Consider the following 19,173-nt stretch of genomic DNA (forward strand, 5'->3'; position numbering starts at 1 on the left):
AACGTTCATGACCAAGCTAACGCCTCCGAATCTCAGTCTCTATGTCCACATCCCTTGGTGTGTACAAAAGTGCCCGTACTGCGATTTTAACTCCCATGCACTCAAGGATACGATTCCTGAAGCGCAATACATTGATGCCCTGCTTGAGGATCTCGACAGCGATATTGAGCGCTACCAGCTCAATGCCAACCCGCGGCCCTTGCACTCGATTTTCATCGGTGGCGGCACGCCAAGCTTGATTTCGCCTCAGGGCATTGAGCGCCTGCTCTCTGGTATTCGTACGCGCATTGCGTTTAAAGATGACATTGAGATCACCATGGAAGCCAACCCTGGCACGATAGAGGCTGAGCGCTTTGGCGGATACCAAGTTGCAGGAGTGACCCGCATCTCGATTGGCGTGCAAAGTTTTGCGGCAGAGAAACTCCAGCGATTGGGCCGCATTCACGGCGAGCAAGAAGCCGTCAACGCAGCGAAACTTGCGCATACCATAGGTTTAAACAGCTTTAATCTCGATTTGATGCACGGCTTGCCGGATCAGTCAGTTCAAGAGGCGTTGTCCGATCTTGAACAAGCCATCGAGCTCAATCCTCCGCACCTCTCTTGGTATCAGCTGACGATTGAGCCCAACACCCTATTCTACTCCAAGCCACCGGTACTGCCGGATGACGATGCGCTGTGGGATATTTTCGAGCTGGGCCATCAAAAGCTCACTCAAGCAGGCTACGTGCAGTATGAAATCTCTGGCTACAGTAAGCCGGGCTACCAGTGTCAGCACAACCTCAACTACTGGCGCTTTGGCGATTACCTTGGCATTGGTTGCGGCAGCGCTGGGAAGATAAGCTTTGCCGATGGTCGCATTGTGCGGACCACGAAAATCAAACACCCCAAAGGGTACTTAGCGGCGTATCAGAACCTCACCAAGCCCTACCTGTCTGATGAGCATCAAGTCGAGCAAAAAGAGCGCCCTTTTGAGTTCTTTATGAACCGTTTTCGCTTGCTTGAAGCGTGTCCGAAGCAAGACTTCATCGACACCACTGGCTTAGCGCTAGACGTGATCGCGCCAACCATGAACTGGGCGGTTGAAAAAGGCTATATCGATGAAAGCGTGACAAGTTGGCAAGTCACCGAGAAAGGCAAATTGTTTCTCAATGACCTGCTCGCAGCGTTTATGGATGAGAGTGAATAAGGGCGCGCGACAGGCCAACCTGCGCCCTAGTAAGCACCAGTGAAAGCAAGCACTAAAAAATAGAGCGCCCGATACGCTGAGAAAACAGCTCAAGGGCGCGAGTGCCCGCTAGTGAGTTGCCAGAGGCGTCTAGCTCTGGTGACCACACAGCGATGGTCATCTCACCAGGAATCACCGCGACAATGCCACCGCCAACGCCCGATTTACCCGGCATCCCCACTCGATACGCAAACTCGCCCGCGCCATCATAGAGACCACACGTCGCCAGTAGCGCATTGAGCTGCTTAGTTTGTGTCGGCGTGATGACCGGCTTTTGTGTTTGCACCGAGGTGCCTTTGTTGGCCAGGTAACTGAAGGTTTTCGCCAAGTCGACGCAACTCATTTTCAACGCACAAGCGTGAAAATAGTTGTTCAGCACCGGGATGACCTCGTTCTCAAAGTTGCCAAATGAGCGCATCAAATACGCGATCGCCGCATTGCGGTCACTGTGCATCATCTCTGATGCGGCCACCACTTTGTCATAGCAAATATGAGTATCACCGGATAACTGACGCACAAACTCCAGCAGCCTCTGCCTAGGCGCTGAAAGGCGCGAACTGAGCAGATCCGCCACCACAATAGCGCCGGCGTTAATAAACGGGTTACGTGGAATACCCTGCTCCATCTCAAGCTGAATCAAAGAGTTGAACGCCTGACCAGACGGTTCTTTCCCCACACGGCGCCAGATCTCTTCTGGCTGATAGAGACACATGGCTAACGTTAAGCTGAGCGCTTTCGAAATCGATTGAATCGAAAAGGGCTCATCGACATCCCCCGCTTTAAACACCTCACCTTGGTTAGTGAAAACGGCCATGCCCAGTTTGTCTGCAGGCACTCTCGCCAGCGCGGGAATATAGTTAGCGACCTTGCCCTTGCCAATCAGTGGGCGCACCTCATCGAGAATGCTCGCTAGCATGTCATTGGTCGGTGTCATTGCAAAACCTCAATCAGTTCAACGAAAAAAGCCAACATGAATCATGTCGGCTTTTGTGACTCTACGTGGCGCTTAGATTAGCCAACGCGCTTATATTTGATGTCCCAAACGCCGTGGCCTAAACGATGGCCTCGGGCTTCAAATTTGGTGAGAGGACGCTCGTCAGGACGAGGAACAAAATCGCCCTCTGTGGCGATATTCTCATAGCCCGGCGCTTGATTCATCACCTCAATCATGTGCTGCGCGTAGTTTTCCCAATCTGTCGCCATATGGAAGATGCCTTCGCCTTCAATTAGCTTTTTGCGCACCATCTCAGCAAATTCAAGCTGAACGATACGGCGCTTATGGTGACGCTTCTTATGCCATGGGTCTGGGAAAAAGAGTTGCAGCGTCGCCAGACTGCTGTCTGGGATCATGTGCTCAAACACTTCAACCGCATCGTGACACATGACGCGAAGGTTGCTGATGCCTGCGTCACGCGCATCCGATAGACACGCACCCACACCTGGGCTGTGTACTTCAATACCGATAAAGTTCTTTTCAGGGGCATTCTTGGCCATTTCGACCAAAGAGGCGCCCATGCCAAAACCAATTTCTAGCACAACAGGGTTATCATTGCCGAACACCTCACGCCAATTGAGTCGCTCCGCTTTGTAATCGATGCCCATGGTCGGCCAGCACTCTTTCATCGCATTCTCTTGACCTTTGGTCAAACGACCTTCGCGACGAACAAAGCTTCTTACTTTGCGTATCAGTTTACCGTCTTCGTTGTACTCGTTGGTGGTCACTTCACTCATGATTCTGCCTGTCTAAAAATTGGTCTCGCCTCAAAGGGATTGTGATTATCCAAAGAATCGCCACTGGTGCAAGTGTTTTACGCGCACAAAGCGACAATTGCTCAAGCGCCTCAACACAACTCTAAGCTCAACCATGAGCTCAACATATCCCTACAGATTGTCGGTTGCACTCAAGGCGTGTTCTGTGGTGCAATTTTGCTCCATAAATCATAGAACACAGAGCAAGTCGTGACGCCTTATGCAACTGCCATCTTAGAGTGGTATGACGCCTATGGTCGCAAAAACCTTCCATGGCAACAGAATAAAACCGCCTACAGTGTTTGGCTGTCGGAGATCATGCTCCAGCAGACCCAAGTCGCTACGGTTATCCCTTATTACCAGCGTTTTTTGGCGCGCTTTCCGACGGTGACCGCGCTTGCTGATGCGCCGCAAGACGAAGTGCTGCATCTATGGACTGGGCTCGGCTATTACGCCAGAGCGCGCAATTTGCACAAAGCTGCTCAAATCGTTCGTGACCAGTACCAAGGCGAGTTTCCACAACAGATTGAACAACTCAACGCCCTACCCGGCATTGGCCGCTCCACTGCGGCGGCGATTTTGTCCTCTGTGTACAAACAGCCACATGCGATCTTAGATGGCAACGTCAAACGCACTCTCGCACGCTGTTTTGCCGTAGAAGGTTGGCCGGGGCAAAAACGGGTCGAAAATCAGCTCTGGTCCTTTGCCTGTGAACACACACCAAGCCGCGACGTCGACAAGTACAACCAAGCCATGATGGACATGGGCGCGATGGTCTGCACGCGCAGCAAGCCAAAATGTTCACTCTGCCCTGTCTCCACCTTCTGCGCGGCCTACAAACAGGGTAATCCGCTGGATTACCCGGGCAAAAAGCCGAAGAAAGAGAAACCGGTCAAAGAGACCTGGTTTGTGATCTTGCATCACGACCAACAGGTGTGGCTCGAGCAGCGCCCACAGTCGGGCATTTGGGGCGGTTTGTACTGTTTTCCTGAACACCACAACGCTGCTATCGAACCATCACTCGACACCCGAGGCGTGCTGCCAAGCAGCATTGTCGACCAACAACCACTGATCGCGTTTCGCCACACCTTCAGTCACTATCACCTCGATATCACGCCAATTTTGGTAGACGTATCAAAGCAACCCGATAGGATAATGGAAGGCAGCAAAGGTCTTTGGTATAACTTATCCCAACCTGTAGAAGTCGGTTTGGCCGCTCCCGTGAAGCAATTGCTGGAGAGCTTACCGTCAGAACTACGCAGCATTCGATCAAAGGAGTCGTTATGAGCCGCACGGTATTTTGTGCTCGACTACAAAAAGAAGCCGATGGACTGGATTTCCAGCTCTACCCAGGCGAACTAGGTAAACGTATTTTTGACAACATCTCAAAAGAAGCATGGGCGCAGTGGCAACACAAACAAACCATGCTGATCAATGAAAAGAAGCTCAACATGATGGATCCTGAGCACCGTAAATTGATCGAAACCGAGATGGTCAACTTCCTGTTTGAAGGCAAAGAGGTCCATATCGAGGGATACACGCCACCGAGCGAATAACCGCAGCCTTTAAAGACACCCCATTAAGAGCGGGTGTCTTTTTTTGAGAGAGATATGAAGAAGTTAGCTTACTTTGGCCCAGTTATATCCTTGAGCCTAGCCGTGGTCTTAACGGGTTGTAGCCGCGAATTTGTTGAAAGCCTTTATGACGTCAACTACGAGCCCACCAACCGTTTCGCCAAAAATCTGGCTGAGTTGCCTGGTCAATTTGAGAAAGACACCGCCGCACTGGAGTCGCTCATATCCAGTTTCTCTGGCAACATCGAAAAACGCTGGGGCCGCGCGGAAGTCAAATTCGCCGGTAAAAGTAACTACGTCAAATACATCGACAACTATCTAAGTCGTTCAGAAGTGAACTTCGATAAAGGACTGATCACGGTTGAAACCGTCTCTCCAACCGATCCTAAAGGCCACTTAAAAAACGCCATCGTCACCACACTGCTCACGCCCGATGATCCCGCGAACGTCGATCTCTTCTCCTCTAAAGGGATCAAACTCGAAGGTCAGCCGTTTCTTTATCGCCAAGTGGTCGACCAAGACAACAAAGCCATTCAGTGGTCATGGCGCGCTAATCGCTTCGCCGATTACCTCATTGCCAATCACCTGAAAGTGAAAGATGTCGACTTCAAAAAAGCTTACTACGTTGAAATTCCAATGGTGGAAGAGCAAATCGAGATCCGCAGCTATCAGTACGCCGATATTGTCCGCCGCGCATCGAAAAAATATGACATTCCAGAAGATCTTATCTACGCCATCATTAAAACCGAAAGTAGCTTTAATCCTTATGCGGTGAGTTGGGCCAACGCGTATGGCCTGATGCAGGTCGTGCCGAAAACTGCAGGGCGCGATGTGTTTCAACTGGTGAAAAAGAAATCCGGCCAACCGACGCCGGAGTATCTGTTTAATCCTGAAAACAACATAGATACGGGTACCGCCTACTTCTACATTCTAAAAAATCGTTACTTGAAAGACGTTCGCCACCCGACATCGCTCGAATACAGCATGATTTCTGCCTACAACGGTGGCACCGGGGGCGTACTCAACACTTTTGATCGCAACGACAGGAAACGGGCGATGCGTGATCTCAATGCCCTACAGCCAAATCAGGTCTACTGGGCGCTGACGAAAAAGCATCCCAACGCAGAAGCGCGTCGTTACCTAGAGAAAGTAACAAATTTCAAAAAAGCCTTTAACTCGGGGAGTACCTAATGTACCAAAACGGCTAAATTGTCGGCACTTAACCACTTTTTTGTTTTTTTTTCCAAAAACAAGTTGACGCGAAGACGGAAAATCCGTTTAATAGCGCTCCGTCGCCCGGATAGCTCAGTCGGTAGAGCAGAGGATTGAAAATCCTCGTGTCGGTGGTTCGATTCCGCCTCCGGGCACCATATTTAAGGTGTTTGAAGTAAGACGAATGCAAAGATAATTGCTCTGCAATTATGTGTCGGTCAACTGGCCGTCCGCGTTCGATTCCATCTCCGGGCACCACAATTTGATTGTTGGCGTCTAAGATAATTAAACATCAACAAAGCACAAAGAATACAGTGTGCCGACTTAGCTCAGTAGGTAGAGCAACTGACTTGTAATCAGTAGGTCACCAGTTCGATTCCGGTAGTCGGCACCATTCTTTTGCCTCGATAGCTCAGTCGGTAGAGCAGAGGATTGAAAATCCTCGTGTCGGTGGTTCGATTCCGCCTCGAGGCACCATTATTTGGTGTCATGTTTATACGCGATACACGAATAATTCCTCCTTAGCTCAGTTGGTAGAGCGACGGACTGTTAATCCGCAGGTCGCTGGTTCGAGCCCAGCAGGAGGAGCCACATCAGAGCCTCAGTCGAAAGACTGGGGCTTTTTTGTTATCTGTCCACTTATTTTTAATCGAAAATTTAATCCTCCTCTCAGTTTGAAAATCCGACAATATCTTGTCTCTTTACCCTCGATTAATATGACACTAATGTGACAACCCCAGCCGTCGACTGACGACAATCCAGCGCAACACTGTTGAGAACACCCTTCTATGAAATTAAAAACACAAGCTTATTTATTATCGGGAATTATCCTCATTGCCCTACTGGCGCTAAGTGCCACCGGACTTTGGACACTAAGAGTCGCCAGCAATCTCGACAATAAAGCTCGCGTCACCGAACTGTTTCGCAGTGCCTACAGCATATTAACCCAAGTGGAAAAGATGGCGGCCGACGGCACGCTTGAAGAAGAGCAAGCCAAAGCCCTCGCCACTCGCCTACTGCGCAATAACATCTACAAAGACAATGAGTATGTCTATGTGGCAGACGAGAAGATGATGTTTGTCGCGACACCGCTCGATCCTCAACTGCACGGCACCAGTTTCCATGACTTTAAAGATGGTCACGGCAAGAGTGTTGGCGATATCTTACTTCGAGCGATCGCGCAAAATCCTCGTGGTATCGCCGAGTACGAATGGAGTGGAACCTCAGTAGATGGCACCATAGAAAATAAACTCTCCATCGCGCAAAAAACGCCGCGTTGGGGTTGGGTTGTCGGTACCGGGATCGGCTTTGATGAAGTGAACGACCGTTTTTGGTCAACCGCTCAATGGCAACTGGCGCTCTGTCTTATCATCGCTTCGCTGATTGCGGCGATTTTACTCTGGGCAATTCGCGCGATGCTGTCGCTGCTCGGTGGTGAGCCGCAAGAAGTGAAACGAGCGGTACAAGCGGTCGCCAATGGTGAGATTCAAACCTCATTTGCCAATCCAGCGCCACAAGGCAGCATCTACCACGCGGTACAACAGATGAGCTTGTCGCTAGCGAAAATGGTCGCCAATATGGAGCACTCCATGCTAGCGCTCCGTGGTGAACTGGCGCAAGTCGAAGAGCGCTCAGCCAGCATCGCTCAATTGACCGATACCCAGCAGCAATCCACCGCAATGATCGCGACCGCAATGACCGAAATGGCCTCCTCTGCCAACAATGTGGCCGATTCCGCCAGTGACACCGCAGAAAACACCCATCAAGCGGATCAGCAAAGCCTGCACACCCAGCAGCTTATTCACAATACCGTGGATAACATCCAAGGACTGGCCAATCAACTTGCCACTGCCAGCCAAGCGGTTGCCGATCTGGATAATGATGTCAACAACATCGTAAAAGTGTTGGATGTGATTGGTGATATCGCCGAGCAGACTAACTTACTGGCGCTCAATGCCGCGATTGAAGCGGCACGAGCGGGCGAACAGGGCCGTGGATTTGCGGTCGTTGCAGATGAAGTACGCAATCTTGCCGGACGCACGCAAGCGAGCACCAAAGAAATTCAACATATGATCAGCAACTTGCAGCAAGGGTCACGCAACGCGATTCAAACCATGGATGTTTGCGCCGCAACAAGTGAAAGTACGGTGGTTGAGTCGCAAAATGCCTCTCAGGCGCTCGAGCAAATTGTTGTGGCGTTGGAGTCGATTACTCAGATGAGCCACCAAATCGCCACAGCGGCGGCGGAGCAAACTCAAGTCAGCGACGATATTTCCAAGCGTATTAATATGATCGAACACAGCGGCAACCAATTGGCGGATGTCGTCACACAAAGCCACAACAGTACGCAAAGCCTAAGTAAACTGGCCAATGAGCTTGAAACTTGGGTAAGCAAGTTTAACGTTAAACACTAATCCATACGATAAGTAACAAAAAGCACGCTTTACCGCGTGCTTTTTCCTCTCTGTTATCACTCTTTGTTCTTTTCCACCCGGCTTTATACGCCAAGCGTTATGGTTCAAATCAGCAAAATGGGCAAAAACAGCCCACTAAGTATAGAAAAGCAACAAACGATATTTTTTTTGCAATTTGATGTTGACCTCAAACACGAAAAGTCTTTTAATACACCCCGTCGCCCGGATAGCTCAGTCGGTAGAGCAGAGGATTGAAAATCCTCGTGTCGGTGGTTCGATTCCGCCTCCGGGCACCACAATTTATTTTGTTGGTGTCATTAAACATCAGCATAGCGCAAAGAATACAGTGTGCCGACTTAGCTCAGTAGGTAGAGCAACTGACTTGTAATCAGTAGGTCACCAGTTCGATTCCGGTAGTCGGCACCATTTATTCTTTATCGCAAACGAGATAATTCCTCCTTAGCTCAGTTGGTAGAGCGACGGACTGTTAATCCGCAGGTCGCTGGTTCGAGCCCAGCAGGAGGAGCCAATATCATTAACGAGCGTAGCTTGTTAATCCGGCGCCGACTTAGCTCAGTAGGTAGAGCAACTGACTTGTAATCAGTAGGTCACCAGTTCGATTCCGGTAGTCGGCACCATTTCTTTATTAGAGCTCTGTTCATAAAGAAACGTAAAAAGATAATTCCTCCTTAGCTCAGTTGGTAGAGCGACGGACTGTTAATCCGCAGGTCGCTGGTTCGAGCCCAGCAGGAGGAGCCACTTTTAAAGCCAAGTCGAAAGACTTGGCTTTTTTTGTGTTTCTATAAATCAAACAAAAAAAAGCAGCAACTCTAGGTCACTGCTCATATTCGGTTTTGCGGTCGTGGGTTGAATTAGGCTTTCACGCCCTCTTGCTGATTCAGCATCGCCACTTCATTATCGAGCTCTTCTAGCTTTTTCGCCATCTGCTCGCGGCATAGCGTTGCCAATTCACGTACATTCTCTTTGCCATACCCTTCGGTAGAGACCGGTGGCAGCATTTCTACAATGACATGACCGTTGTTCCAACGATTGAGCTTCAAGCCACTGGTTGAGCTGCACACAATAGGAATGATCGGTAATTTCGCTCCCACAGCGGCGTGAAAGGCACCGGTTTTAAATGGCAGTAAGCCACGGCCACGTGAGCGCGTTCCTTCAGGGAACATCCATACAGAGACATCGCTACTGTTCATGCTATCGACCACTTGATCAATGGTACCTTTCGCTTTCGAGCGGTTCGCACGGTCAATCAGGATATTACCGGTCAACCAGTAAAGCTGACCAAACAGTGGCATCCACGCGAGGCTCTTTTTACCCACAGTAACCACTTTTGGTGTCACCGCCGAAGAGACAGTGAACAAATCCCAGTTGTTCTGGTGGTTGGCAATGTAGATATGTTGACCGCGTTGGTAGGCATCGTCTGGAATGCGCAGTTCTAGCTTGATACCAAACACACTCGACATTTTGCCAAACAGGCGACCGAAGGTGAAAACATGTTTAGGGTTGCGAGGGCTTAACAAGCAATAGCCGCAACCAAAAATAAACATAACAATTGCAAAAAGCGCAACAGCCAATACACGAAGTAGTGCAATCATTGTGGTTCTCCAAGAACACTATGAACTAAAAACTAGCTCGACTCTAACTGATCTCACCCTTATAAAAAAGCCGAAACTCCCGTTTCGGCTTACTATTGTCGGCAAGAGACTATGACAAGGCGTTAATCGCGAAAGCGCTCAATCTTGGCGCCGAGCGCTGTCAACTTGTCTTCGATTTTGTCGTAACCACGATCGATGTGGTAAATACGGTCAACGATGGTTTCGCCTTGGGCAATGCAGCCGGCGATCACCAGACTGGCGGAAGCGCGCAGATCCGTCGCCATCACTTGAGCGCCGCTCAGCGAGGTCACATCACCGCAAATAACAGTATTGCCTTCGATCTCAGCTTTCGCGCCCATACGCATTAATTCAGGCACATGCATAAAGCGGTTTTCAAAGATGGTTTCCGTGATCACACCACCACCTTTCGCCATCATGTTCAGCAAAGTGAACTGCGCCTGCATGTCGGTTGGAAAACCTGGGTGTGGTGCAGTGCGAATCGACACGGCTTTAAGCTCGCGCCCAGTCATATCCACGGAGATCCAATCGTCTCCCGTTTCAACCAAGGCCCCTGCCTCTTCCAGTTTCGCCAGCACCGCTTCAAGCAGATGCGCATTGGTGTTGCGACACACCACTTTGCCGCCCGATACGGCGGCAGCCACAAGGAAGGTCCCCGTTTCAATGCGATCGGCTACCACAGAGTGCTGACCGCCACCTAAGCGCTCAACCCCTTCAATCGTGATGGTGTCCGTACCTGCACCAGAAATTTTTGCGCCCAGCTTATTCAAAAACTCAGCCGTATCAACAATCTCTGGTTCACGCGCGGCATTATCCAATACGGTTTTGCCATCTGCCAACGTCGCAGCGCACATGATGGTGATGGTTGCGCCTACGCTCACTTTATCCATCACGATATGAGCGCCTTTAAGGCGACCATCGACGTGCGCTTTCACGTAGCCGTCTTCTAGAGTGATCGTTGCGCCTAGTTGTTCTAAACCGTGGATATGCAAATCCACAGGACGAGCACCAATTGCACAGCCACCAGGCAGCGAAACTTGGCCTTGACCAAAACGTGCCACCAGCGGGCCAAGCGCCCAAATCGATGCGCGCATGGTTTTCACCAAGTCATATGGCGCGCAGTACTCTGTGATGCAGCTTGGGTCAACATGGACACTGCCATTGCGCTCAACCTTAGCGCCGAGGCGCTTAAGCAGCTCCATAGTAGTATCGATGTCACGTAACTTGGGTACATTCGATACTTCAACAGGCTCCTCGGCCAAAATAGAGGCAAACAAAATCGGCAAAGCCGCGTTCTTGGCGCCTGAAATGGTGACTTCACCAACGAGAGGTTGCTTAGACCCCGTTACTCGAAACTTTTCCATGACTAAACCTTATAGTGACATCAACTTCTTATCACGAGCCCACTCTTGCGGCGTAAAGGCTTTGATAGAAACAGCGTGAATGTCATTTCTTTGGATGTATTCCATGAGAGGAGCATAAATTAGCTGCTGTTTTTTAACGCGGCTCATGCCATCAAAACACGCATCAACGGCCACCACTTCATAGTGGCTGCCCTCTCCTTTAACGTGTATTTCTTCCAGGTTTAGTGCGTTATTTAAAATCTGTTGTACTTGTGCGCTATCCACGATCCACCCCGGTATTAATTTTTAATGTGTCCAGCCAGCTCCTTGCGGATATTACTCAATTGAAAAAGGGTATTGAGTTCCACTGGTACGAAGCTGAGCATTATATGACAGTTTTGTTTTTTTGCATGCTCAATTAGGTGAATTAGCATCACCATTCCGGCAGAATCGATACGATTAACCGCTTTTAATGACCATTCTACGTTCTGCGCTTGAGGTTGCCACTGCTGCAATGTGCGCCAAAGTGCAGGTACGCTGTCTCTATCCAAATGACCAGACAGTTCACAGCATTCAGCGGACAACGACTGCCATGTCGCCCCGCTCATTACGACTTGTTCTCGTAGCGAATCGGCGTTTTCGCCAGTATTTGCAGCTCCTGTGCGACCGCAAGAATCCCTTCTTGGCGCAGCTTGCCACTCCACTCCGATTGCTTGCTCGACAGCATGCTGATGCCTTCTGCAATCATGTCAAAGGCACTCCACTCACCACTCGATTTGTCTTTACGCAATTTGAACTCAAGCTTGATGTTCGGTCTTGGCGAATCAATGATGTCGAGCTTCACGCCAGTAATGGTGCGGCTGTCATCCACACGACCTTCAGGTTCAAATTCAATCGTCTGGTCAGTGTATTGGGTCAGCACTTGAGCGTAAGAGGCGACAATATAAGCGCGAAAAGCGTCGATAAACACCAATACGTCCTCACGCTTCGCCCCTTTTAAATTTGGTCCGAGTAGCTTGAGCGCCGCGTATTTTTCATCCACATACGGCATCAACTCTTGTTCTACGATGAGCTTCAATCTTTCTGGCTCTTGCTGAATTTGCGCCTGCTCCGCTTTGAGACGCGCAAAGGTTTGATCCGATACCTGAACCATCATTTGATACGGGTCTTGCCTGTTGACCTCTTTTGCTCCAACCGAAACACTGGCAATAACCAATACGAGAGTAAGCACTAACTTTCTAAACATCCTTTTCTCCTTACTCTGCCTGTTGGTCAGAGTCACTGCCAAAGCTATACAGCACTTGGCCAATCAAATCTTCCAATACCAACGCTGACTTGGTGTCTTCAATATAATCGCCGTCCACCAGCATCTGCTCATCATCAAAGACAAATCCAGGCGTCAAACCAATGTACTGTTCGCCAATCAGACCAGAGGTGAGAATTTTAAGGCTCGAGGTTTCCGGAAACTGGTCAAACTGGCGGCTAATCGACAAGGTCACCACCGGCAGCAGTGACTCAGGGTTAAGCTCAATTTTCGCCACGCGTCCTATCACTACCCCGCCCACTTTCACCGGCGAGCGCACCTTCAAGCTGCCGATGTTGTCAAACTCCGCTTTGAGCGTGTAAGTGTCACCAGAACCGAGTCCTTTAACGTCAGCGACTTGAAAAATCATCACTAAGATTGCGCAAATTCCGGCAAGGACAAAGCTGCCGACCCATAATTCTGTCTTTCGTGTTTGTTGCATGATTAATTCCCAAACATCAAGGCGGTGAGTACGAAGTCTAGCCCCAGTACCGCGAGTGAAGAGTGCACGACGGTGCGTGTCGTCGCCTGGCTGATCCCGGCCGAAGTCGGCACGGCATCATAGCCATTAAACAGCGCTATCCAGGTCACTGTGATAGCGAATACAAAACTTTTAATGAAGCTGTTACCTATGTCTTGACCTAACTCAACCGACGCCTGCATCGCTGACCAAAAGCTGCCGTGATCAATTCCTTTCCAATCAACGCCGACCAGTTGCCCGCCCCAGATGCCAACCGCCATAAATATCATCGTCAGCAGCGGCATAGAAATCACCCCGGCCCAAAAGCGTGGCGCAATCACTCGTTTCAGCGGATCGACCGCCATCATTTCCATGCTCGATAATTGCTCGGTGGCTTTCATCAAACCGATCTCTGCGGTCAATGCGGAGCCCGCTCGCCCGGCAAACAGCAGCGCCGTCACCACAGGGCCAAGCTCTCGCAGTAGCGACAACGCCACCATCTGGCCAAGTGCGCCCTCCGCGCCAAAATCCACCAAGATAACGTAGCCCTGCAAACTCAGTACCATGCCGATAAATAGCCCCGACAAGACAATAATGATCAGCGATTGCACACCGACGCTATAAAGCTGCTTAACCAACAACGGCAAGTGTTTGACGGGCTGAGGGCGAGCGATGATCGCGCCCGCCAACATCAAACTCGAGCGACCAAAGGCACTCGCGATGGCTAAGCTGCGTTGCCCGATATGAGCGATGACATTGACCAAATCCGACATTAGGAGAACAGCTCCTTTGCGATGGGTTGAGAGGGATAACGAAACGGCACAGGGCCATCGGCCTGGCCAAGCAGAAACTGCTGCACTTGTGGATCCGGATTATCACGCAGTTGCTGCGGCGAGCCTGATGCAATCACTTGCCCATTGGCCATTAAGTACACCTTATCAGCAATGCTCATCACCTCAGGGACATCGTGTGAGACTACAATGGCGGTGATCCCAAGTGCGTGGTTAAGACTGCGAATCAGCTCCACCAGCACGCCCATGGTGATTGGATCTTGACCAACAAAAGGCTCATCAAACATGATGAGCTCTGGGTCTAGCGCAATAGCGCGAGCCAGCGCAGCGCGGCGTGCCATCCCACCGGAGAGCTCGCTTGGCATTAACTCAGCGGCCCCGCGCAGGCCAACAGCTTCTAGCTTGAGCAGCACCAAAGTGCGAATCATGGCTTCGTCGAGTTCGGTATGTTCACGCAGCGGAAATGCCACGTTGTCAAACACGGTTAAGTCGGTGAACAGTGCGCCCGATTGAAACAGCATGCTCATCTTTTTACGCTCTCGATAGAGCTTGTTGCGACTCAGGGTAGGAATATTGTGACCGTCAAACCACACCTCACCGCTGTCTGGGTAGAGTTGACCGCCGATCAACCTGAGTAAGGTCGTTTTACCAATCCCTGATGGGCCCATAATGGCTGTGACCTTGCCTTTCGGCACGCTGAGATCGACATTGTCGAAGATCTTGCGCGTCCCTCGAGAGAAGGTAAGCTTCTGGATAGTAACCAAATCTTCTTCTGGCATAACGAACCCGTTGATATCCCTATTGATGCGCAATCATAAGCAGATTAATGACGAATTTAAAGCCACACAGCGTGAATTGTGAGTGACTCTTTCTTTATTAATTTAACGACAAAAATAATTAAATTACGAATTTCACAACAAAATGAACATGAAAATTCTCCTTTTACCGCTTCCCTTTTAAACGGCAAAGCGTCAAAATTGACGGTTAAATTCTCACGTTGTCTACTGTTTAGGGATTATCATGCTTGAAGCGATTGCGTTTCTCATCGTCGGGTTAGTGTTGCTTGTTTGGAGTGCGGACAAACTGGTGTTTGGCTCCGCCGCGCTGGCTCGAAACTTCGGTATTTCTCCGTTGGTTATCGGTATGACAATCTTGGCGATGGGCTCCTCAGCACCAGAAATGATGGTCTCTGCAACCGCCGCCCTTGAAGGTAAAACCGACACCGCGGTGGGCAACGTACTTGGCTCGAATATCGCCAACATCGCACTGATTCTCGGCATCACAGCGCTCATTAAACCTCTCTCCATCAGCTCAGCCGTTATTCGACGTGAGTTACCACTGATGGTGGGCGTTACCGTCCTAGCGGGTGTCCTGCTCTGGGATAACCATTTAGGCTTTTATGAAGGCGCACTGCTGTTTGTGCTGTTTGCTGCCTTTATTGTGGCGATGTTGCAAATAAGCCGCAGCGAAAAGCAAAAAGGTGACGCACTACTGGCAGAGCAAGAGTCTGAAGTGCCTGAAGGGGTCAGTAACCTCAAAGCGGGCATCTGGGTCGTGGTCGGTTTAATTTTGCTGCCCATCGCTGCCGACACTTTGGTCGATAACGCGGTGGTCATCGCCCAATACTTTGGCATGAGCGATCTGGTCATCGGCCTGACCATCATTGCTGTCGGAACCAGTCTTCCTGAGCTCGCCGCCTCACTGGCTGGCGTCATGAAAGGGGAAGATGACATGGCGGTCGGTAACATCATCGGCTCAAACGTATTCAATATTCTTGCGGTAATGGGCATCCCTGGCATTCTTAACCCATCCATGCTCAGCGAGTATGCGATGGGACGTGATTTTTGGGTCATGCTCGGCGTATCACTCTTATTGGTCGCGATGGCGCTGGGTAGATCACGCAGCATCAATCGATTAGAAGGTGGCGTGCTGTTTTTCTGCTTTATCGCCTACCAAACCTATCTCGTGATGAATATGGCCGCTTAACCTTTTGGAGTTTTGTATGTACGACTACCGCAGCGCCGCGCTCGAGGTGCTGAACACTGAAATTGATGCACTCAAGCAGCTCGACCAATACTTCAATGACGATTTTGCCAAGGCGTGCGATCTCATTTTGAATAACCTCGATGGCAAAGTGGTCGTAATGGGGATTGGCAAATCAGGCCATATTGGCAATAAAATTGCCGCCACGCTGGCAAGCACAGGCACATCGGCGTTTTTCGTCCACCCAGGCGAAGCCGCGCATGGAGATCTCGGCATGATTGATCCAAATGATATCGTGCTGGCTATTTCAAATTCCGGCGAATCTTCAGAAATCTTGGGCCTTTTCCCAGTGCTTAAGCGCCTAAATATCAAAATCATCAGCATGACCGGCAAGCCAGAATCCAACATGGCGAAGCTGTCTGATTTGCATTTGCAAATCACGGTGCCCAAAGAAGCCTGCCCACTAGGCCTGGCGCCTACCTCAAGCACCACGGCAACGCTGGTGATGGGTGATGCACTGGCGGTTGCCATGCTCCAAGCACGCGGCTTTACCGCCGAAGATTTTGCGCTCTCCCACCCGGGCGGCGCTTTAGGTCGTAAGCTACTGCTGAAGCTGTCAGACATCATGCACACCGGTGAACAACTGCCTTTGGTGACGCCAACCACAGTGATTCGCGATGCACTCTTGGTCATCAGCGAGAAAGGGCTGGGCATGACGGCCGTGGTCGATGAAGCGCAAAAACTGGTCGGTATTTTCACCGATGGTGATTTACGTCGTATTCTCGATAAACGTATTGATATCCACACCGCGTTAATCGGTGATGTCATGACCACGCACCCAACGACTGCCAGCCCGGACATTCTGGCCGCAGAAGGTCTGGCTTTGATGCAAAACAAAAGCATCAATGGCCTGATTTTATGTCAAGAACAACGCGTCGTGGGCGCACTGAATATGCACGATTTATTGAAAGCGGGAGTGATGTAATGTCTGCGATGATTGACACTCTTTACCAACCCGTGGAACCGAATCTGTTTGCGATTGCCAAACAGATTAAACTGCTTATTTGCGATGTCGATGGGGTGTTTTCTGACGGCCTGATTTACATGGGTAATCAGGGCGAAGAACTCAAAACCTTTCACACTCGCGATGGCTATGGCGTCAAGTCCTTGATGAATGCAGGCATTGAGATTGCCATTATTACTGGGCGCCGCTCTGCGATTGTCGAAAATCGCATGAAAGCGCTGGGAATTACGCTAATCTATCAAGGCCAAGATGACAAACTTAAGGCATACCAAGACATTTGCGACAAGCTCAACATTGCACCTGAGCATACTGGCTACATTGGTGATGATTTGATTGATTGGCCAGTTATGGATAAAGTCGCGCTCAAAGTGTGCGTGGCGGATGGTCACCCATTGTTGGCTCAGCGCGCCAATTATGTCACGGCTATTCGTGGCGGACATGGCGCCGTGCGTGAGGTGTGCGACCTGATCCTCCAAGCACGCGATGAACTGGATACTCACAAAGGTTTGAGTATATGACACTAACCCGTATTGGCTATCTACTCTTGCTACTTGTTGTCGCCATCAGTGCTTACACTCTGATCAACAAGCAGCAAAGTTATGATATTCAAGTTGATCCGGACACAGAACTGCCCATGTTCAGTGGTCAAGGCTTAGAAAACACCTCATACAATGAACAAGGGGTTCGCAGCTATGTGATCACGTCTGCTCATTTGGATCACTTCGCGCAAAGCGGCGATACCGTTTTTCAAAGCCCTGTGCTAAAAGTCTATCGAGACGGCACAGTGCAAGAGTGGGAAGTCACCGCAAAACGTGGTGTCCTCACCAAAGATCATGTATTGACTCTGTATGAAGACGTTCTGACCACCAACTTATTGCCAGATTCTGGCTTTGACACTCTGTCCACTGACACCATGAGTATTCAATTGGACAACCGAGATTTTTGGGCTGACAACCAAGTCACTTTAGTCGGCCCACAGTTTGAAACAGTAGGGCAAGCCATGAAAGGCAACTTTGCAGATAACAACGCAACCCTCTACAAACACGTACAAGGTAGATATGAAACTCTCACACCTTAGTCTGATTTCCTGCTTGTTACTGACAAGCAACGCCATGGCCCTCTCAACCGACCGAGATCAGCCCGTATACATTGACTCTGACAGCCAACAGCTGGACATGCAGAGCAACCAAGTCACCTTCCTCGGCGATGTGAAGCTCAAGCAAGGCAGCATCAATATCAACGCTGATAAAGTGGTGGTGACTCGAGACCCTGCTGATGGTTCCATTCAAGAGATTGAAGGGTATGGGAATTTAGCGACCTTTTCCCAGTTGACCGATGATGGCAAAACCCTTTACGGTGAAGCGAAAGAACTCTATTACAAGATGGTCGATGATCAACTGACGATGATTGACCAAGCGATGCTATCTCAAGACGACAGCGTGATTCGCGGCAACCAAATTCGCTATAAAATTTCTTCACAGAAGTTGATTGCAGACGGCAAAGAGAAAGGCGATCGCGTGTCGACGGTTCTACAGCCACAAGCGGTACAAGAGTAACGAGCTAAAACGTCGCGATCACTCGCGAAAGCATCACTAAAGCGAAACGTAGCTACATCGATACGTAACTATATCGATAAGTAACTACAGCGATACGAAACCATAGCGACACAAAAAATTATGGCGATATTAAAAGCGCAAAACTTAGCGAAAACCTACGGCAATCGAACCGTCGTGACAGACGTCAGCCTGCAAGTCGAATCAGGCCAAATCGTCGGGTTGCTCGGCCCGAACGGCGCGGGTAAAACCACCTCCTTCTACATGATCGTGGGGTTAGTGGCTCGTGACGAAGGCTCCATCAGCATTGATGGCAACGACATCAGTATTTTGCCGATGCACAGCCGCTCTCGCATGGGCATTGGTTACTTGCCTCAAGAAGCGTCGATTTTTCGTAAGTTGTCGGTCGAGGACAACATCATGGCGGTACTCGAGACACGTGAAGAGTTGACCCGTGAGCAGCGCCAAGACCGCTTAGAAGATTTACTTGAAGAATTCCACATTCAGCACATTCGACACAGTGCGGGTATGGCATTATCAGGGGGAGAACGTCGCCGAGTTGAAATCGCGCGGGCATTAGCGGCTAATCCACAGTTCATTTTGTTGGATGAACCCTTTGCTGGGGTCGACCCCATTTCCGTTATCGACATCAAGAAAATCATTGAACACCTCAGGGATAGAGGTCTCGGTGTCTTGATCACTGACCACAACGTTCGCGAAACACTGGATGTGTGTGAAAAGGCATACATCGTTAGCCAAGGCCATCTGATTGCAGAGGGCACACCGAGCGAAGTGTTGAACAACGAGCAGGTGAAACAAGTTTATCTTGGTGAACAATTCCGTCTATGATTACAGTAAGTAACAGAGATAATAATAGGACGAACAAGAAAGTTCTCCAGCATTAAGGCAAG

The 19,173-nt window shown here is 50.0% G+C and carries 21 protein-coding genes and 9 tRNA genes; 20 read left to right on the top strand and 10 right to left on the bottom strand.

What is annotated here, in order from left to right; all coding sequences use genetic code 11:
* Positions 1-7 precede the first annotated feature (7 nt).
* Positions 8-1,186, top strand: a complete 1,179-nt coding sequence (gene hemW / locus AC6R0L_RS12675) for a radical SAM family heme chaperone HemW (RefSeq protein WP_500629339.1) — start codon at positions 8-10, stop codon at positions 1,184-1,186.
* A gap of 52 nt (positions 1,187-1,238) precedes the next feature.
* On the opposite strand, the gene glsB is transcribed toward hemW, so the two are convergent.
* Together glsB and trmB are read right to left on the bottom strand one after the other, a co-directional pair.
* Entirely contained in the window at positions 1,239-2,159 is a 921-nt protein-coding gene (gene glsB / locus AC6R0L_RS12680; protein WP_334568335.1) for a glutaminase B, read from the bottom strand.
* 77 nt (positions 2,160-2,236) lie between these two features.
* The gene (gene trmB / locus AC6R0L_RS12685; protein ID WP_334568334.1) at positions 2,237-2,956 is read right to left on the bottom strand and encodes a tRNA (guanosine(46)-N7)-methyltransferase TrmB; all 720 of its coding nucleotides are present in this window, start codon (positions 2,954-2,956) and stop codon (positions 2,237-2,239) included.
* Between the two features lie 228 nt (positions 2,957-3,184).
* Between trmB and mutY the strand changes: the two genes are divergently transcribed.
* The 13 genes from mutY to AC6R0L_RS12750 all read left to right on the top strand — a co-directional run bounded on the left by mutY (position 3,185) and on the right by AC6R0L_RS12750 (position 8,933).
* Positions 3,185-4,261, top strand: coding sequence for an A/G-specific adenine glycosylase (gene mutY / locus AC6R0L_RS12690; protein WP_500629340.1), 1,077 nt, complete (start codon positions 3,185-3,187; stop codon positions 4,259-4,261).
* Entirely contained in the window at positions 4,258-4,530 is a 273-nt protein-coding gene (locus AC6R0L_RS12695; RefSeq protein WP_138971437.1) for an oxidative damage protection protein, read from the top strand. Before mutY ends, AC6R0L_RS12695 begins: the two co-directional genes overlap by 4 nt.
* Before the next feature lie 54 nt (positions 4,531-4,584).
* A complete protein-coding gene (mltC, locus tag AC6R0L_RS12700) occupies positions 4,585-5,739 on the top strand; it encodes a membrane-bound lytic murein transglycosylase MltC (protein WP_500629341.1) in 1,155 nt (384 codons plus the stop codon).
* A gap of 103 nt (positions 5,740-5,842) precedes the next feature.
* A tRNA-Phe gene (locus AC6R0L_RS12705) sits at positions 5,843-5,918 on the top strand.
* A gap of 160 nt (positions 5,919-6,078) precedes the next feature.
* Positions 6,079-6,154, top strand: a tRNA-Thr gene (locus AC6R0L_RS12710).
* 7 nt (positions 6,155-6,161) lie between these two features.
* A tRNA-Phe gene (locus AC6R0L_RS12715) sits at positions 6,162-6,237 on the top strand.
* A 38-nt stretch (positions 6,238-6,275) separates the two neighbouring features.
* A tRNA-Asn gene (locus AC6R0L_RS12720) sits at positions 6,276-6,351 on the top strand.
* A gap of 197 nt (positions 6,352-6,548) precedes the next feature.
* Positions 6,549-8,174 carry a methyl-accepting chemotaxis protein gene (locus AC6R0L_RS12725; RefSeq protein WP_500629342.1) on the top strand — a complete coding sequence of 542 codons (1,626 nt, stop codon included), beginning with the start codon at positions 6,549-6,551 and terminating at the stop codon, positions 8,172-8,174.
* A gap of 220 nt (positions 8,175-8,394) precedes the next feature.
* Positions 8,395-8,470: transfer RNA gene (locus AC6R0L_RS12730), tRNA-Phe, on the top strand.
* 54 nt (positions 8,471-8,524) lie between these two features.
* Positions 8,525-8,600: transfer RNA gene (locus AC6R0L_RS12735), tRNA-Thr, on the top strand.
* A gap of 27 nt (positions 8,601-8,627) precedes the next feature.
* Positions 8,628-8,703 (top strand) — tRNA-Asn (locus AC6R0L_RS12740).
* A 33-nt stretch (positions 8,704-8,736) separates the two neighbouring features.
* Positions 8,737-8,812 (top strand) — tRNA-Thr (locus AC6R0L_RS12745).
* Positions 8,813-8,857: 45 nt separating this feature from the next.
* A tRNA-Asn gene (locus tag AC6R0L_RS12750) sits at positions 8,858-8,933 on the top strand.
* Between the two features lie 113 nt (positions 8,934-9,046).
* Here the strand turns inward: AC6R0L_RS12750 and AC6R0L_RS12755 are convergent.
* From AC6R0L_RS12755 to mlaF, 8 genes are all read right to left on the bottom strand, one after another.
* On the bottom strand, positions 9,047-9,787 hold the full coding sequence (locus AC6R0L_RS12755) for a 1-acylglycerol-3-phosphate O-acyltransferase (RefSeq protein WP_487903521.1): 741 nt from the start codon (positions 9,785-9,787) through the stop codon (positions 9,047-9,049).
* 122 nt (positions 9,788-9,909) lie between these two features.
* Positions 9,910-11,169, bottom strand: coding sequence for a UDP-N-acetylglucosamine 1-carboxyvinyltransferase (gene murA / locus AC6R0L_RS12760; RefSeq protein WP_500629343.1), 1,260 nt, complete (start codon positions 11,167-11,169; stop codon positions 9,910-9,912).
* 9 nt (positions 11,170-11,178) lie between these two features.
* Positions 11,179-11,433 carry a BolA family iron metabolism protein IbaG gene (gene ibaG / locus AC6R0L_RS12765; RefSeq protein WP_487903523.1) on the bottom strand — a complete coding sequence of 85 codons (255 nt, stop codon included), beginning with the start codon at positions 11,431-11,433 and terminating at the stop codon, positions 11,179-11,181.
* A gap of 14 nt (positions 11,434-11,447) precedes the next feature.
* Positions 11,448-11,756 carry an STAS domain-containing protein gene (locus AC6R0L_RS12770; RefSeq protein WP_500629344.1) on the bottom strand — a complete coding sequence of 103 codons (309 nt, stop codon included), beginning with the start codon at positions 11,754-11,756 and terminating at the stop codon, positions 11,448-11,450.
* Complete coding sequence (locus AC6R0L_RS12775; protein WP_500629345.1) at positions 11,756-12,394, bottom strand: ABC transporter substrate-binding protein; 639 nt, start codon at positions 12,392-12,394, stop codon at positions 11,756-11,758. The genes AC6R0L_RS12770 and AC6R0L_RS12775 overlap by 1 nt, the downstream gene beginning before the upstream one ends.
* Positions 12,395-12,404: 10 nt before the next feature.
* Complete coding sequence (gene mlaD / locus AC6R0L_RS12780) at positions 12,405-12,893, bottom strand: outer membrane lipid asymmetry maintenance protein MlaD (protein WP_500629346.1); 489 nt, start codon at positions 12,891-12,893, stop codon at positions 12,405-12,407.
* 2 nt (positions 12,894-12,895) lie between these two features.
* Positions 12,896-13,684, bottom strand: a complete 789-nt coding sequence (gene mlaE / locus AC6R0L_RS12785; protein ID WP_334553475.1) for a lipid asymmetry maintenance ABC transporter permease subunit MlaE — start codon at positions 13,682-13,684, stop codon at positions 12,896-12,898.
* Entirely contained in the window at positions 13,684-14,481 is a 798-nt protein-coding gene (gene mlaF, locus AC6R0L_RS12790) for a phospholipid ABC transporter ATP-binding protein MlaF (RefSeq protein WP_334553473.1), read from the bottom strand. The genes mlaE and mlaF overlap by 1 nt, the downstream gene beginning before the upstream one ends.
* 241 nt (positions 14,482-14,722) lie before the next feature.
* On the opposite strand from mlaF, the gene AC6R0L_RS12795 reads away from it, so the two are divergent.
* The 6 genes from AC6R0L_RS12795 (at position 14,723) to lptB (ending at position 19,111) form a co-directional block, all read left to right on the top strand.
* Positions 14,723-15,688: a calcium/sodium antiporter gene (locus tag AC6R0L_RS12795; RefSeq protein ID WP_500629347.1), complete on the top strand. Its 966-nt coding sequence runs from the start codon at positions 14,723-14,725 to the stop codon at positions 15,686-15,688.
* Between the two features lie 16 nt (positions 15,689-15,704).
* Entirely contained in the window at positions 15,705-16,670 is a 966-nt protein-coding gene (locus AC6R0L_RS12800; protein ID WP_500629348.1) for a KpsF/GutQ family sugar-phosphate isomerase, read from the top strand.
* Entirely contained in the window at positions 16,670-17,227 is a 558-nt protein-coding gene (gene kdsC, locus AC6R0L_RS12805) for a 3-deoxy-manno-octulosonate-8-phosphatase KdsC (RefSeq protein WP_500627770.1), read from the top strand. The genes AC6R0L_RS12800 and kdsC overlap by 1 nt, the downstream gene beginning before the upstream one ends.
* On the top strand, positions 17,224-17,787 hold the full coding sequence (gene lptC, locus AC6R0L_RS12810; protein ID WP_500627771.1) for an LPS export ABC transporter periplasmic protein LptC: 564 nt from the start codon (positions 17,224-17,226) through the stop codon (positions 17,785-17,787). Before kdsC ends, lptC begins: the two co-directional genes overlap by 4 nt.
* Positions 17,768-18,265, top strand: coding sequence for a lipopolysaccharide transport periplasmic protein LptA (gene lptA / locus AC6R0L_RS12815; RefSeq protein ID WP_334553465.1), 498 nt, complete (start codon positions 17,768-17,770; stop codon positions 18,263-18,265). The genes lptC and lptA overlap by 20 nt, the downstream gene beginning before the upstream one ends.
* 120 nt (positions 18,266-18,385) lie before the next feature.
* Positions 18,386-19,111: an LPS export ABC transporter ATP-binding protein gene (gene lptB / locus AC6R0L_RS12820; RefSeq protein WP_500627773.1), complete on the top strand. Its 726-nt coding sequence runs from the start codon at positions 18,386-18,388 to the stop codon at positions 19,109-19,111.
* The last annotated feature ends 62 nt before the right edge of the window (positions 19,112-19,173 follow it).

Source organism: Vibrio sp. R15-SG3-ISO1A (assembly GCF_059833955.1).

What these genes read in the sequence shown, in the direction of transcription:
- hemW (WP_500629339.1), top strand. Translation starts at nt 8, where the DNA reads ATGACCAAGCTAACGCCTCCGAATCTCAGTCTCTATGTCCACATCCCT.
- glsB (WP_334568335.1), bottom strand. Translation starts at nt 2,159, where the DNA reads ATGACACCGACCAATGACATGCTAGCGAGCATTCTCGATGAGGTGCGC.
- trmB (WP_334568334.1), bottom strand. Translation starts at nt 2,956, where the DNA reads ATGAGTGAAGTGACCACCAACGAGTACAACGAAGACGGTAAACTGATA.
- AC6R0L_RS12695 (WP_138971437.1), top strand. Translation starts at nt 4,258, where the DNA reads ATGAGCCGCACGGTATTTTGTGCTCGACTACAAAAAGAAGCCGATGGA.
- mltC (WP_500629341.1), top strand. Translation starts at nt 4,585, where the DNA reads ATGAAGAAGTTAGCTTACTTTGGCCCAGTTATATCCTTGAGCCTAGCC.
- AC6R0L_RS12725 (WP_500629342.1), top strand. Translation starts at nt 6,549, where the DNA reads ATGAAATTAAAAACACAAGCTTATTTATTATCGGGAATTATCCTCATT.
- AC6R0L_RS12755 (WP_487903521.1), bottom strand. Translation starts at nt 9,787, where the DNA reads ATGATTGCACTACTTCGTGTATTGGCTGTTGCGCTTTTTGCAATTGTT.
- murA (WP_500629343.1), bottom strand. Translation starts at nt 11,169, where the DNA reads ATGGAAAAGTTTCGAGTAACGGGGTCTAAGCAACCTCTCGTTGGTGAA.
- AC6R0L_RS12770 (WP_500629344.1), bottom strand. Translation starts at nt 11,756, where the DNA reads ATGAGCGGGGCGACATGGCAGTCGTTGTCCGCTGAATGCTGTGAACTG.
- AC6R0L_RS12775 (WP_500629345.1), bottom strand. Translation starts at nt 12,394, where the DNA reads ATGTTTAGAAAGTTAGTGCTTACTCTCGTATTGGTTATTGCCAGTGTT.
- mlaD (WP_500629346.1), bottom strand. Translation starts at nt 12,893, where the DNA reads ATGCAACAAACACGAAAGACAGAATTATGGGTCGGCAGCTTTGTCCTT.
- mlaE (WP_334553475.1), bottom strand. Translation starts at nt 13,684, where the DNA reads ATGTCGGATTTGGTCAATGTCATCGCTCATATCGGGCAACGCAGCTTA.
- mlaF (WP_334553473.1), bottom strand. Translation starts at nt 14,481, where the DNA reads ATGCCAGAAGAAGATTTGGTTACTATCCAGAAGCTTACCTTCTCTCGA.
- AC6R0L_RS12795 (WP_500629347.1), top strand. Translation starts at nt 14,723, where the DNA reads ATGCTTGAAGCGATTGCGTTTCTCATCGTCGGGTTAGTGTTGCTTGTT.
- AC6R0L_RS12800 (WP_500629348.1), top strand. Translation starts at nt 15,705, where the DNA reads ATGTACGACTACCGCAGCGCCGCGCTCGAGGTGCTGAACACTGAAATT.
- kdsC (WP_500627770.1), top strand. Translation starts at nt 16,670, where the DNA reads ATGTCTGCGATGATTGACACTCTTTACCAACCCGTGGAACCGAATCTG.
- lptC (WP_500627771.1), top strand. Translation starts at nt 17,224, where the DNA reads ATGACACTAACCCGTATTGGCTATCTACTCTTGCTACTTGTTGTCGCC.
- lptA (WP_334553465.1), top strand. Translation starts at nt 17,768, where the DNA reads ATGAAACTCTCACACCTTAGTCTGATTTCCTGCTTGTTACTGACAAGC.
- lptB (WP_500627773.1), top strand. Translation starts at nt 18,386, where the DNA reads ATGGCGATATTAAAAGCGCAAAACTTAGCGAAAACCTACGGCAATCGA.